Genomic DNA, 12,700 nt, shown 5'->3' on the forward strand with positions numbered 1-12,700 from the left:
CGGCAACGCGGCCAGCCCCTCAGGAATCGGCACCCCCGGCCGATCCTCCCCCCAACCCCCCAACCACCCACCCCCACCACGACAAGCCACCGAGGTCACCGGCTCGGCCACCCGCTCAGCCCCACAGTCGGCCACCGACCCGGCCTCGGAATCGGCCACCGGCCCGGCCTCGGAATCGGCCACCAGTCCAGCTTCTGGCTCGGTCACGGAGGCCGCTATCGGTTCGGGTGCAGGTCCTGCCACAGGCGGGGTCACCCGGTCGACCGGGGAGCCGGCCACGGCGGTGCCGCTATAAGCATCGAGGCCGGGCAGGGGCACCGGCTCAGCCTCGGCTGTGCCAGCAGAGGAACCGGAGCACCGATCGGCGGCCACCGCCGAACCAACAAGGGTGAAAGGACGCGCCACGGCGGGACGGCCACCAGGTGCCCAGCCAGGCGACTGAACAGACGGCGACACCGGCGGCTGCACCGCTGATGGCGGCAAAGACGGAGCTGACACGGCGGGCACCCCCTGACCGGCAACGAAAGCGACAGACTGCCTCCCGATCGCCCGGACCGGGACCCTCTCACGCAGACTCAGCTACTCATCACACGGCGCATGGCCACAACGGCCCGCCAACTAAGCTCACCTGTAACGGCTACCCCAACACTATATCGAACACACGATCGACGCAACTCTGTAAATCGTCAGGCGTCGGACCGAGCCCGTGCACCGGCAAGTGCGGTCGCAGCTGTCTCCCACAAGATTTGCCTGACCGGCCTCGCCGGCGTTGTGACGCGCCCGCGGTTCAGCCCGCGGCCAGAAAGGCGTCCCGGGGTCAGCTCACGGTGAGCGACTCACCCGGGGTCAGCCGCGCGTACGGGGCGCCGATGCCGGGGCCTTTCTCGCCGAGCAGTCCGCCGACCAGGGTCAGGCCCACCTCGTTGAGCGCACCGTCATGGACGGCGACCGCGCGCTGAGGGGCGACCTCACGCACATAGTCGATGAGCTCTCGGGTCGCCGACCATGGCGCGTGGACGGGCAGGAGCAGGGTGTCGACCGTCGCGTCCTCGGGCACGGTAAGGGCGTCGCCCGGATGGAAGAGCCGGTCGTCGACGAGGAAGCCGATGTTGCCGATCCGCGGGATGTCGCGGTGAATCACCGCGTGCCAGGTGCCGTACACCTTCACGTTGAACCCGGCGGCCGTGAACGCGGCGCCCTCGCCGACCGTATGAACGCGCAGGCCGTCGAGCTGCCGGGCGACCGAGCCGTTCGTCCAGATCTCCAGCTCCGGATCGGCCTCGGCGGCCGCTCGCAGCGTGCTCTCCGAGAAGTGGTCGAAGTGCTCATGGGTCACCAGGATCGCCGAGGCGCCCTCCACGGCCGCCGGGTCGGTCAGGCCGCCCGGATCGATGACGAGACGGCGGTCGCCGTCGTCGAGCCGGACGCAGGCGTGGCCGAACTTCGTGAGCTCCATGGCGCTCCTCTTTATACAATCAAATTGTACAATTGAGTTGGATAATAACCCATAGGATGATTCCGTGAGAGACACCGTCGCGCTCGCCGAGGATCTCCGCGCCGCGATCGGCGGGCTGTTACGCATCGTGCGCACCGGGGACATCCTTCCCCCTGGAGAGATCGCCATCCTCGGCTATTTGGATCGCGACGGCCCCCAGGTGATCGCCGACCTTGCACGGCGGCGCCGCGTCAGCCATCAGTCCGCCGCGAAGTCGGTCAGCGACCTGGTGGAACGGGGGCTGGTCCGCGCCGAGCCGTACGCCGGAGACCGGCGCAAGCGCCTGCTCCGGCTCACCGACGCCGGGAGCTCACTGGTGAACGAGGAACGTCACCGGCGGGCAGACGTGCTCGGCGCGGCCATCGACGAGGCGCTCACCGACGCCGAGCGTGCCGAGCTGGATCGTTGCATTGATCTGCTCGCCCGGCTGGCCGCGCGCGTCCGCGAATCAAGCGCATCTCACTGATTCCTGAGGACCTGCCACATCCCGCTGATCCAGGGCATCCGACGGATCCAGCTGATCCGCGAATCCACCGAGCAGGCATCCCAGGCCCGCTGCGGGAACACCGGAAACGCCCACGTCAGACGAGCAGGGCGCCGCCGTCCACGGTCACGATCGTGCCCGTCGCCCAGCGCTCCCGCATGAGGAAGACGTAGGCCTCGGCGATGTCCTCCACCTCGCCGACCCTGCCCAGCAGAAGCGAGGCGCCGGTGCCGGCGTACATCTCCTCGCGGGCGTCGTCGTCCAGCGCGGCCCACAGCGGGGAGCGGACCACGCCAGGGGAGACGGCGTTGACCCGCAGCGGCGCCAGCTCGACGGCCATTCCGCGGACCATCGACTCGACCGCGCCCAGGATGCTCGCCGCGACGACCCAGCCCGGAGAGGGCCGGTCCCCGGCGATCCCGGTCGTCAGCACCACCGAACCGCCCTCACGCAGGTGACGGAGGGCGGCGGTCACCGCCGACAGGGCCCCGAAGTACCGCAGCGTGAAGAAGTCCATGGCCGCCCCCAGGTCCAAGGCGTCCAGCGGCATCAGGACCAGCGGCTCACCCGCCGTGAACACCAGGTGGTCGAACGGCCCGATCCGGCCGAACAGGGCCGAGACCTGTGCCGGGTCGGTGAGATCGGCGACATCGCCCTTGACCCCTCCGGGCAGGGCGCTCAGGGCGCGCTCCACGCTGCGCGGATTACTGGAGGCGACCACCACCTCCGCGCCCTGCCGTGCGGCGAGATCCGCCGTGGCCAGGCCGATGCCGGAGGTGCCTCCGAGGACGACGACGCGCTGGTTCGCGAGAGACATGGCAGACCCCTTGTCGGGAACGGGAAGGTGTGACAGCGGACTCCCGGGCGTTCTCACCGGGTGCTCTCACGATGCGTCACCGGCCTGGTGGACGTCCAAGACCTGTTCCCAGCCCTGTCATACCCTGAGGGCATCAGACCTGGTCGAACGAGGGCGAGATGGATGTCGACCTGAGAAAGTTGCGCTACTTCGTGGCCGTGGCCGAGGAGCTTCACTTCGGCCGCGCCGCCGAGCGGCTGCACATCGCCCAGCCCGTGCTGTCCCGGCAGATCCGCGCACTCGAAGGCGAGTTGCGCCTGCAGCTGTTCCGGCGGGACCGGCGCTCCACCGAGCTGACCGCGGCCGGGCGTCAGCTGTTCGAGGACGCGCCTGCGCTGCTGGCCGCCGCCGAGGCGGTGCGCCGCCGCGCCCAGCGCTCGATGACCGGGGCGCCCCGGTTCACCGTCGGCTTCATGCCGGGGATCACGGTGACCGCCGCCGTCCGGGCGCTGTGCGCCCGGCATCCGGCCCTCACCGTCGACGTCGTCCGTACGTCCTGGGACGACCAGACCCAGGTGGTGCTCGACGGGCGGGCGGACGTCAGCATCGTCCGCCTGCCCGTGGAGCAGCGCGGCCTGCGGCTGCGACCGCTGTTCAGCGAGCCTCGCGTGGCCGTCCTCCCCTCCGGCCACCGGCTGGCCGGCAAGCCGTCGGTCGACATCGCGGACCTGGCGAGAGAGCGGCTCCTGCAGAACCCGGACGCCGTGCCCGAATGGCGTCGACTGCCTCTCAGCCCTCCGGAGGAGCGGCGGGCGTGGCCGGCCGTCCGTACGGTCGAGGAGAAACTGGAGCACGTCGCGGCGGCGGAGGGGGTCGTCATCCTCCCCTTGTCGACCGCCACCTACTACACGCGGCCCGACGTCACCCACGTCGCCGTGGACGACCTCGAGCCCAGCCATGTCTGCCTGGCCTGGAGCGCCGGCCGCCGCTCCCCGCTGATCCACGAGTTCGCCGACCTGGCCGTGGCGGCGTACGCATGAGCGGGTCCGGCGGACTCACTTGAGGGGGTCGTGCCCCCAGTTCATCAGGGAGTGGCGCCAGCGGGTGCCGGTGACGTCGCCGGACGGGCGCTGCGCCAGATGCCGGTGCACATAGCCGACCACCGTGCGCATGTGGGCGTAGTCGTCGTCATCCAGCTCGCCCGCCTTCTTCCTGAGGATGGTCACGATGCGCCGGCCGGACTCGTGGCCGGTCGACTCGCCGCCGCCGGACTTGTCGCCGACGGCTTCGGACTCCTCGCCGCCGAGCCATCGCTCCAGCTCGGCCGCCGTCATGTTGACCGCCTCGCCGAAATCGGCGGCGATCTGTCTCCTGTCGTCGCTCATGTCGTTCTCCCCCTTCGGACATTCCCCGGCATACCCAGCAGGAGTCCTTACGGTGTTCGAACGGCCGCCGGGAAGGTCTGGGACGGCCCAGGATCGGCGGCCTACTCTCGGCCCGTGAGAGTGCTGCTGACCGGCGCCGCCGGATTCATCGGGAGCCACGTGGCCGAGGCCCTGCGGGCGTCCGGCCACGAGGTGATCGGCTTCGACCTGCGCACCGGCGCCGACGTACGTGACGGCACGGCCCTGGACGGGCCGCTGCGCGAGGTGGACGCCGTCGTCCACCAGGCCGCCAAGGTCGGGCTCGGCGTGGACGTGGCCGACCTCCCCGAATACGCGTCCGTCAACATGTACGGCACCGCCGTGCTGCTGGCCGCGATGGCCAGGAACGGGGTCGGCCGGCTCGTGCTCGCGTCCTCGATGGTGGTGTACGGCGAGGGCGCCTACGACTGCGCGGAGCACGGGAGGGTGCGGCCGGGGCCGCGCTCCGCCGCCGATCTGGCGCGGGCGGCCGAACTGCCGGCAGGGGCCACCCTCGACGAGGGCGGCGCCTTCGAGCCACGCTGCCCCCGGTGCGGGGCCGCGCTCGCCCCCGCCGCGGTCTCCGAGGACGCGCCGCTCGACCCGCGCAACGCCTATGCCACCTCCAAGCTCGCCCAGGAGCACCTCGCGGCGAACTGGGCCCGTGAGACCGGCGCGACGGCCGTCGCCCTGCGGTACCACAACGTGTACGGCCCACGGATGCCGAGGGACACGCCCTACTCCGGCATCGCGGCGATCTTCAGGTCCGCGCTGGAGGCGGGCAGGGCTCCCCGGGTGTTCGAGGACGGCGCGCAGCGGCGCGACTTCGTGCATGTCCGTGACGTGGCGCGGGCGAACCTCCTCGCGCTGCGATCAGGCACGCCGGGCGCGTGCGTGCCGTACAACGTCGCCAGCGGCGAGCCGCACACCGTGGGGGAGATGGCCGGAGCGCTCGCCGCCGCGTACGGCGGCCCGGAGCCGGTGGTCACGGGCGAGTACCGGCTGGGCGACGTCCGGCACGTCGTGGCGTCGCCGGCACGGGCCCGCGAGGATCTCGGCTTCACCGCGGAGATCGGCTTCTCCGAGGGGATGAAGGAGTTCGCAGGCGCTCCGCTCGCCTGAACGAGCCCCTGAGTCACCAGGGCGAGATGACCAGGCCCTGCAGTGCCAGGCCGGTCACGACCTGGGCGACGAGCCAGCGACGGCCCGGCGGAAGGCTCGCGGGCAGGCCGATCCACAGGGCGTAGGGCATCCAGATCCGCTCGACCTCACCTCTGGTCACACCGGTCAGGTCCAGCGTGAGCACGGCGACCAGAGCGGCCCCGGCCGCCAGGCGCATGCCGCGGGGCATCGGCTCCGCCAGCCCCCGTGCGGCGGCGGGCCCGGTGAGCAGCGCCAGCACCCCGAGGCCGCCGACCAGGAAGTAGAGGTACGGCCGGGCGGCTCCGGGGTCGGCAGCCCACTCCGCGTGGGTGGCCAGCACCCCGGCCGGCCAGAGGAAGCCCGCCGCCGCGAACGCGATCGTCACCGCCGCCGCCCCGGCCAGCGCGGCGGCCGCCGTCGAGCGCCTGAGCCGTACGGCGGCCGCGAGGGCGACCGGGATCAGCAGGAAGGGGGCCATCCCGTAGCTCAGGTACGGCAGGGCGCCGAGCAGCAGCCCCGCACCCACGCCGAAGGCGAGGCCCCGCGTCCTGCTCCCGCGCCCGCTCCCGCCGAGCATCAGTAACGCCACACCCCAGGCGCCCACCCCGGCGAAAAGGGCGTCCATGCTGGTGGCGATCCAGACCGAGGCCGGGATCAGCGCGAGGTACGGCAGGGCGCGGCGTGCCGTGCCCTCCCCGGAGAGCTCCCGCAACGTCAGCGCGATCGCCACGGTGGCCGAGCAGCCGGCGAGCACGACCAGCCAGGCCGCCCACAGCGGTCCCGGCAGTCCGATCGCCGCCAGAGCCCACACCACCAGCACGGGCAGCGGCGGGTGCCCCCGCACGTGGGTGGGGTAGGCGGGCAGCCGCTCGCTGAACGAGGCCAGCCAGCCGAGCGGATCGTGGCCTACCTGGGGCAGTACGGCCAGGTACTCCTGCGGATGGGTGAACGGCGCGGCCAGCCCGTCGCCGGAGACCGCCAGCAGCACCGTCCAGGCCACTGCCGTGCCGTACGCGGCGAGCATGGCCGGGCCGAATCGGAGACGGGCCGCGAGGCGGGGCAGGGTGAGCGCGGCGGCGGCCCCGAAGGCGGCGGCCGGCAGCAGACCGGGGCCCGGCACGCGGAAGTGCCCGTGCAGTGGCGGCAGGTGGTCGATGGTGAGCATGCCGAGCCCGTGCAGGACCGCCCCGGCGGCGAACGACAGCGCGACCAGCGAGGCCCATGCCCACAGCGCCCGCCGGCCCACTCCGGAGGCTTCCACGCCGCCGGCTTTCACTCCGCAGCTTTGCACGCCGCCGGCTCCCTGGTCGCTCGCCGCGGGTCCTCGGGGGGCGGGTGTTCGGGAGTCCACCGGAGGAGGCCGGTGCCCCAGGCCTTCTGTCACGTCCTCACCGTAGGGCTGAGCTGGCGGTTCGAGATCTCCCGTCATGACTTCGTAAGGGTTGCGCGCGGCCTCCCGGTCTACCTTCGAGCCATGAAGATCGACGTGGTCTTGCCGTGCCTGAACGAGGAGGCCGCCCTGCCCTGGGTGCTGGCGCGCATGCCGTACGGCTATCGCCCGATCGTGGTCGACAACGGCTCGACCGACCGCTCGGCGGAGATCGCTGCGGCGCACGGCGCGCTGGTGGTCCGCGAGCCGCGGCGGGGCTTCGGCGCCGCCTGCCACGCCGGGCTGCTCGCCGCGACAGCTGAGGTCGTGTGCTTCATGGACGCCGACGCCTCGCTCGACCCCCGCCAGCTTCCGCGCGTGGCGGATCCGGTGCTGGAGGGCGGTAGCGACCTGGTGCTCGGCCGCCGGATGCCGCACGCAGGGCCGGTCCACGCCCGGGTCGGCAACGCCGTACTTGCCCGTCATCTCCGGCGGCGGGCCGGGGTGCCGGTGCGCGACCTCGGACCGATGCGGGCCTGCCCGCGCGCCGCCCTGGTCGCGCTGGAGCTCGCGGACCGCCGGTTCGGCTACCCGCTGGAGATGGTGCTGCGCGCGGCCGCCGCCGGCTGGCGCGTCACCGAGACGACGGTCGACTACCTGCCCAGGGCCGGGCGCTCCAAGGTGACCGGCACGGTGCGCGGCACGGCCCGCGCGATCTCGGACATGCGCCGCGTCATGGCCGAGGAGAGGCGGACGGCCGCCCTGTCACGCGAGGAGACCGGATGAGCGGGGCGCAGATCGTCGTCATCGCCAAGGAGCCGGTGGCGGGCCGGGTCAAGACCAGGCTCACCCCGTGGTGGACTCCGGAGCAGGCCGCGGAGCTCGCCGCGGCGGCCCTCGAGGACACCCTGCGCGCCGTGGCGGCGACCTCTGTGCGCCACCGGGTGCTGGCACTGGAGGGCCTGCCCGGCAGCTGGCTGCCTGGTGGGTTCACCGTGATCCCGCAGCGCGGCGCCACCCTCGACCAGCGGCTCGCCGCGGCCTTCCACGACTCCCACCGGCTGCACCCGCTGCCCGTCGTCCTCATCGGCATGGACACCCCTCAGGTCACGCCGCGGCTGCTCCGGACGGCGGTCGCCGAGCTGGCCTCCGGCGACGCGGTGTACGGCCCGGCGGCCGACGGGGGGTTCTGGCTGCTCGGACTGCGCCGCCCCGACCCGGCTCTGCTGCTCGGCGTGCCGATGTCGCTGCCCACAACGGGGGAGGCCCAGCTCCGGCGGCTGCGCGAGGCGGGGCTGAGCGTGCGGTTCCTGCCGGAGCTGGACGACGTCGACACCCCGCCGGACGCCTTCCGTGTGGCCGGCCAGGCCCCGGGATCCCGCTTCGCCAGGGCGCTCGCCTCGACGCGGGCGGAGGTCCCGCTGTGATCGGCGACCTCTACGCCGCCTCCCTCGCGGGCGCGCTCGTCGAGCTGGAGCACGTCGACGGCTCCGTACGCCCGCTGGAGCCGGACCGCTGGCGCCGCCCGATCGACGGCGACGAGACCATGCTGGCCCGGTGCACGGGGCCGACCCTGGACATCGGCTCGGGGCCGGGACGGCTCACCGTGGCGCTCGCCCGCAGGGGCGTGCCCGTGCTCGGAATCGACGTCACCCCGCGTGCCGTCCGCCTGACCCGTCGCTCCGGCGGGCCCGCCCTCTGCCGTGACGTCTTCGGCCGGGTTCCGGGCCGGGGCCGGTGGGCGACCGCGCTGCTGGCCGACGGGAACATCGGCATCGGCGGCGACCCGGCGGCGTTGCTGCGACGGGTGCGCGAGCTGGTGCGGCCGGGCGGCGAGGCCGTCGTCGAGGTGGAGCCGCCGGGCACGCCGAGCCGGGTGGACCGGGTACGGCTGCGCGGGCTGCGTGGCGCCGGGAGAGCCGGGGAAGCGGGGGAGTGGTTCGGCTGGGCGAGGGTGTCGGCGGCGGACATCACGCGGGTGGCGCGCGGCTGCGGCTTCCCGGTGACCGACCGCTGGCAGGAGGCGGGCCGCTGGTTCGCCGCCCTGCGCTGACAGCGCGGAGCGTTCCCAGCGGCCGCATGAGAGCCGTCCCCAGCGGGTCGGATCGAGCCTCCCCAGCGGCCGCATCGCAGCGTCATAGCGCTGCATCAGGGCGTCTCAGCGTCGGGTCGGGATGTCTCCAGTGCCGGCCCGGGTGTGTCGGCGCCGGGTCACAGCGTCTCCAGCGCCGGGGCGATGGCGCGGGCCAGCCGCTCCTGCCATTCGCCCGCGTTGCCGGTGATATGCGGATACTCGGCCTGGAGCTCCTCCCAGTCCACGCCGAGGGACAGGATGTACTCCGTGGTGAGCCGTTCGGCCGACCCCTCGCCGAAGGCGTCGTCCAGCACACGGCGGAGCAGGTCGCGCGGCAGCGTGACCCGTTCGGCCAGCAGAACGGCGTCGTAGAGGTCCTTGCCCTGCGGCCAGATGTCGGACGCCAGCCACTGGATCTTCCAGGCCAGGGACAGCTCGGGGGAGGCCGCCAGGACGGGAGTGGGCTCGGCGCCGTCCGTGCGGGGGATCAGCGCGGTCTGCGGCGGCACCGGCAGGCGCTCGTTGAAGACGAAGTCGAGCTGCACCGTCCCCGGCGGCAGGCCGTCGGCGTGCCAGGTGAAGACCAGGCGCCTGCCGGGAACGCGGTCGTAGGTCCAGATGTCGTCCATCGCCACGTCGCCGGGGTCGACCGTCACCGCGCCCGGTGGGGCGGGGGTGGCCGCGACGGCGGCGATGAGACCCTTGAACATCGCGACGGTCAGCGGGCTTTCGAGGCCCACGGTGTGCGGGACGACCACCCAGTCCAGGTCTCCCGGATCGCGTGCCTGCTCGCCGATCCACGCCTCCAGCAGCAGGCTGCCCCTTAGAACGAGGTTCTCGCTCCACGGTGAGCCCGCCACCACGCGCACCAGATGGTCGATCGCCGACCGGCGTGCCCGCCGCCACCGGCGTCCTGTCGCGGCGTCGTCGAAGGCCGGCTCCCCGGCTCTGAACGCGCGATCGAACTGCTTGAGCGCCGGATCGAAGATCGGCGGCTGCCGGGCGCCCTGCCCGTGCGTGACAGGGACGTAGGTTGCGGGAAAGCGCGGCGTTCCCCGGCCCGGGACGGTCGTTCCCTCGGGCAGGGGGACGTCTTGGCAGTGTTCCCAGGACGACGTCATCGCTCCTCTATCCAGCCGTGGTCGACGCGGGGGTTGTCGTCGTGCACGACGAACTCCCGCTCCGCTTCCAGTACGGCGAAGCCGCTCTTGTCCAGCTCGCTCAGGAGCGCTTCGAGCCGCCGCCCGGCCGTGGGCGACCCGACGCCGCGGCAGCGCTGTGTGACGAACCGCTCGTGGGAGCCGTCCTCGTGCCGCCGCCGGGCGTTGCGCGACACGTGCGCCGAGTGGGCCTCAGCGAGCCCAGCCAACTCGGTCAAGTCGGCCGGCTCGGCCGGGCTCGACAGGCCGCCCTGGACGACCACCTTCACATGATGCTCGAAGTAGCAGCCGGCCAGCGCCGCGGCCGTCGCATCCGTCTGCGGGACGTCCTCGTTCCACGCGGCCGCCTCGATCTTGACCCGTACGACGTCGAACCCCTCGTCGCGCAGCCTCGCCGCGCACGCGGACGCGGCGGCGCGCCGCTCGCTCAGCGTCCCCCGGCCGCGGATCGTGAGCATCGGCTGCGACGGTACGGCGCCCCGATCGAGCACGATGTGCGTGAACTTGACGCCGTTGGACCGCGCCCAGGCTCCGAGCCGCTCGATGTCGTCGCCGGCGACGGTCAGATGGACGTCGAACGGGCCCGCGAACTCCCGGCCGGTCAACGGGCGGCCTCGCCAGGCGTGACCGGGTACGTGAACCGGCGGTGCGCCCCGAGGCGTGGTGGCGCCTCCAGGGGATCCGGCAGCCGGGCCGCCCGCAGAGGCAGCGGGCGCAGGGGAGAGGCACCCGGATCGGTGAGCGCGCGGCGGAGGGACGCGGTGATCACAGAATCACTCTAATGGCCACGGCGACCTCCACGGCTCCGTCTCCAGGCTTTCAAAACGCGTCGAACGCGGGAGGATCGGAGGAGCCGTTGCCCAGCTGCGCACAAGCGGCGGGACAATAGGAGGGTGTCTCGACGCGGCTCCCGATCCCAAACGCCATCCGTCACCGCTGGTCCGTGCCCGTGCGGACTCCTCGCGGCGTACCGGGACTGCTGCGGGCGGCTGCATCGAGGGGAGGCCGCCGCGCTGACGGCCGAGCTGCTGATGCGGTCCCGGTTCAGCGCCTTCCGCGTCGGGGACCGCGACTACCTGTTGCGCACCTGGCATCCGTCGACGCGGCCGCCACGTCTCGATCTCGACCGGGCGCTGCGGTGGGTGCGCCTGGAGGTCCTGGAGACGACGGGCGGCAGTGCCGTCCACGCCGAGGGCACCGTGCGGTTCCGCGCGCACTACGCGGAGGGCGGGAAGACGGGGCAGATGGAGGAGCACAGCCGGTTCGTCCGGCACGAGGGAGCCTGGGCGTACGTCGGTGCGCTCGAGCCCCGGCGGCTGTAGCCGAGCGCTGCCGCCCGGCGTCCTCGCGTACGCGGGGCGGCTCGTGGTCCACCCTGAAAAGGCCGGCTCGCGTTAACAGGCCGGCTCGCGTTAACAGGCCGGCTCGGGCTGACAGACCGGCTCGTGGTAACGGCCGGCTCGGGCTGACATGCCGGATCGCGGTCCGCCGCGAACAGGGCGGCGGCGTGCGGGCCGGCGGCGTGCGGGCCGTTTGGCCGGAGCGCGCGGGTCAGTCCAGGTTGTCGGCGGAGGGCCGCCGGCGCCTTCGCCGGGCCGGAAGCGGCTCCGCGGGCTGCCGCTCGGCGAGCTGGCTCAGGTACAGGTCGCGGGTGTGCCGGATGTGACTTTTCATGATCTCGGCGGCGCCTTCCGTGTCGCCCCGGGCGATGGCGTCGATCAGCGCCGTGTGCTCCTCCCAGGAGGCCCGGCCCCGCTGGCGCGCCACCGGCGTGTGGTACCAGCGGACCCTGCGGGACACCTGGGCGGCGAGGTCGCCCAGCACGGCGTTGCGGGAAAGCTCCATGACCGCGGCGTGCAGCTCCGAGTTGAGTGCCACGGCGGTGTCGACGTCGTCGGCCTCGACGGCGGCCAGGCCGCGGGCGCAGAGCGCGCGGAGCCGGGCCACTCCCTCGTCGTCCGCGTTGCCGGCCGCGAGACGGGCGGACTCGGTCTCCAGCAGGGAGCGCACGGCCAGCAGCTGGGCGGCCTCCTCCACGCTGGGGGAGTGGACGAACGCGCCCTGACCTGGGTGGAGATCCACCCAGCCCTCCCCGCTGAGCAGCTGGAAAGCTTCCCGGACGGGCTGCCGTGACACGCCCAGCATCTCCGCGAGCTCGCTTTCGACCAGGTGCTGCCCCGGGCTGAGCTGCCCGGAGACGATGAGCTCGAGCAGCGCCTCGAAGACACTCTCCCTCAGGGGGACCGGACGCGGGATCTTGGCCGCCGCGCCGTGACGCGATGGCAGCATTCGCAGGACCTCAAACCGTCCGTCGTCGACTGTCTACAGCATACGTCCCAGCCGCCGGAGTCGTCAGCGGCGCCCTCAAGTGATGATCTCCACGGTGTTGTCCTCGGGCCGGGGTGGCGCCGGCCGGCGCGGCGTAGGCTGACCAGCATGGGCCGGACCGTGAAGCTGACCGCGACGGTCACCTCGCAGAACGGGGGCCTGTACTGCGCTCGGTGCGTGCAGGTGGAGGTCGCGGGCGAGGGGCGTACGGTCGACGACGCCCTCGACAGGCTCCGCGTGGCCTTGGAGGAGTATTTCCAGCGCAAGCCGCTTCCCTCCATCCCGTCGGAGCCGCCGATCGTCGTGCCCATCGAGGTCCGGCTGCCCCGCTGACCGGGTTTCTGTCGGTGCGGCCTCCTATGGTGTCGGTGACGCGCACAAGGGTCCGTGAAGTCTGCTGATCATCGTGTCCGGATGGCTGCGGGCCGGTATGGGCCCCGCGTGCCCA

At 72.9% G+C, this 12,700-nt stretch carries 17 protein-coding genes; 8 read left to right on the top strand and 9 right to left on the bottom strand.

From position 1 onward, the window contains the following. The coding region (locus AB0B72_RS22045; protein ID WP_367740751.1) for a hypothetical protein at positions 1 to 183 on the bottom strand (183 nt) is incomplete at its 3' end. Positions 184 to 817: 634 nt separating this feature from the next. Beyond that, the gene (locus tag AB0B72_RS22050; protein WP_367740752.1) at positions 818 to 1,456 is read right to left on the bottom strand and encodes an MBL fold metallo-hydrolase; all 639 of its coding nucleotides are present in this window, start codon (positions 1,454 to 1,456) and stop codon (positions 818 to 820) included. A gap of 64 nt (positions 1,457 to 1,520) precedes the next feature. Here AB0B72_RS22050 and AB0B72_RS22055 point away from each other — a divergent pair, with 64 nt between their 5' ends. Then, positions 1,521 to 1,961, top strand: a complete 441-nt coding sequence (locus AB0B72_RS22055) for a MarR family winged helix-turn-helix transcriptional regulator (RefSeq protein WP_367740753.1) — start codon at positions 1,521 to 1,523, stop codon at positions 1,959 to 1,961. Between the two features lie 115 nt (positions 1,962 to 2,076). Here the strand turns inward: AB0B72_RS22055 and AB0B72_RS22060 are convergent, their stop codons facing one another. After that, positions 2,077 to 2,796: an SDR family oxidoreductase gene (locus AB0B72_RS22060; protein WP_367740754.1), complete on the bottom strand. Its 720-nt coding sequence runs from the start codon at positions 2,794 to 2,796 to the stop codon at positions 2,077 to 2,079. 158 nt (positions 2,797 to 2,954) lie between these two features. Between AB0B72_RS22060 and AB0B72_RS22065 the strand changes: the two genes are divergently transcribed. After that, entirely contained in the window at positions 2,955 to 3,815 is an 861-nt protein-coding gene (locus AB0B72_RS22065; protein WP_367740755.1) for a LysR family transcriptional regulator, read from the top strand. Positions 3,816 to 3,830: 15 nt separating this feature from the next. Here AB0B72_RS22065 and AB0B72_RS22070 read toward each other — a convergent pair whose 3' ends face one another. Further along, complete coding sequence (locus tag AB0B72_RS22070) at positions 3,831 to 4,160, bottom strand: DUF3140 domain-containing protein (protein WP_367740757.1); 330 nt, start codon at positions 4,158 to 4,160, stop codon at positions 3,831 to 3,833. A 114-nt stretch (positions 4,161 to 4,274) separates the two neighbouring features. Here AB0B72_RS22070 and AB0B72_RS22075 point away from each other — a divergent pair, with 114 nt between their 5' ends. After that, complete coding sequence (locus AB0B72_RS22075) at positions 4,275 to 5,300, top strand: NAD-dependent epimerase/dehydratase family protein (RefSeq protein ID WP_367740758.1); 1,026 nt, start codon at positions 4,275 to 4,277, stop codon at positions 5,298 to 5,300. A gap of 13 nt (positions 5,301 to 5,313) precedes the next feature. Here AB0B72_RS22075 and AB0B72_RS22080 read toward each other — a convergent pair whose 3' ends face one another. Beyond that, complete coding sequence (locus tag AB0B72_RS22080) at positions 5,314 to 6,582, bottom strand: hypothetical protein (RefSeq protein ID WP_367740759.1); 1,269 nt, start codon at positions 6,580 to 6,582, stop codon at positions 5,314 to 5,316. A gap of 213 nt (positions 6,583 to 6,795) precedes the next feature. Between AB0B72_RS22080 and AB0B72_RS22085 the strand changes: the two genes are divergently transcribed. Genes AB0B72_RS22085 through AB0B72_RS22095 form a run of 3 tightly spaced genes read left to right on the top strand, consistent with a single transcriptional unit; the run spans position 6,796 to position 8,743 of the window. After that, positions 6,796 to 7,476: a glycosyltransferase family 2 protein gene (locus AB0B72_RS22085; protein ID WP_367740760.1), complete on the top strand. Its 681-nt coding sequence runs from the start codon at positions 6,796 to 6,798 to the stop codon at positions 7,474 to 7,476. After that, positions 7,473 to 8,117, top strand: coding sequence for a TIGR04282 family arsenosugar biosynthesis glycosyltransferase (locus tag AB0B72_RS22090; protein WP_367740761.1), 645 nt, complete (start codon positions 7,473 to 7,475; stop codon positions 8,115 to 8,117). Before AB0B72_RS22085 ends, AB0B72_RS22090 begins: the two co-directional genes overlap by 4 nt. Next, positions 8,114 to 8,743, top strand: coding sequence for a class I SAM-dependent methyltransferase (locus AB0B72_RS22095; RefSeq protein ID WP_367740763.1), 630 nt, complete (start codon positions 8,114 to 8,116; stop codon positions 8,741 to 8,743). The genes AB0B72_RS22090 and AB0B72_RS22095 overlap by 4 nt, the downstream gene beginning before the upstream one ends. 158 nt (positions 8,744 to 8,901) lie before the next feature. Here AB0B72_RS22095 and AB0B72_RS22100 read toward each other — a convergent pair whose 3' ends face one another. Genes AB0B72_RS22100 through AB0B72_RS22110 form a run of 3 tightly spaced genes read right to left on the bottom strand, consistent with a single transcriptional unit; the run spans position 8,902 to position 10,693 of the window. Further along, entirely contained in the window at positions 8,902 to 9,885 is a 984-nt protein-coding gene (locus AB0B72_RS22100; RefSeq protein WP_367740764.1) for a nucleotidyl transferase AbiEii/AbiGii toxin family protein, read from the bottom strand. Then, a complete protein-coding gene (locus AB0B72_RS22105; RefSeq protein ID WP_367740765.1) occupies positions 9,882 to 10,529 on the bottom strand; it encodes a hypothetical protein in 648 nt (215 codons plus the stop codon). The genes AB0B72_RS22100 and AB0B72_RS22105 overlap by 4 nt, the downstream gene beginning before the upstream one ends. Further along, positions 10,526 to 10,693 (bottom strand): hypothetical protein, encoded by a 168-nt coding sequence (locus tag AB0B72_RS22110; protein WP_367740766.1) that lies wholly within the window; start codon positions 10,691 to 10,693, stop codon positions 10,526 to 10,528. Before AB0B72_RS22110 ends, AB0B72_RS22105 begins: the two co-directional genes overlap by 4 nt. A 124-nt stretch (positions 10,694 to 10,817) precedes the next feature. Here AB0B72_RS22110 and AB0B72_RS22115 point away from each other — a divergent pair, with 124 nt between their 5' ends. Beyond that, positions 10,818 to 11,246: a YchJ family protein gene (locus tag AB0B72_RS22115; RefSeq protein ID WP_367740767.1), complete on the top strand. Its 429-nt coding sequence runs from the start codon at positions 10,818 to 10,820 to the stop codon at positions 11,244 to 11,246. Between the two features lie 229 nt (positions 11,247 to 11,475). On the opposite strand, the gene AB0B72_RS22120 is transcribed toward AB0B72_RS22115, so the two are convergent. Further along, positions 11,476 to 12,213 carry a GntR family transcriptional regulator gene (locus tag AB0B72_RS22120; protein ID WP_367740768.1) on the bottom strand — a complete coding sequence of 246 codons (738 nt, stop codon included), beginning with the start codon at positions 12,211 to 12,213 and terminating at the stop codon, positions 11,476 to 11,478. Positions 12,214 to 12,360: 147 nt separating this feature from the next. Between AB0B72_RS22120 and AB0B72_RS22125 the strand changes: the two genes are divergently transcribed. Continuing rightward, a complete protein-coding gene (locus AB0B72_RS22125) occupies positions 12,361 to 12,585 on the top strand; it encodes a type II toxin-antitoxin system HicB family antitoxin (protein ID WP_367740769.1) in 225 nt (74 codons plus the stop codon). Positions 12,586 to 12,700 lie beyond the last annotated feature (115 nt).

The organism is Microbispora sp. NPDC049125, from assembly GCF_040802045.1.
Lineage (GTDB): Bacteria > Actinomycetota > Actinomycetes > Streptosporangiales > Streptosporangiaceae > Microbispora.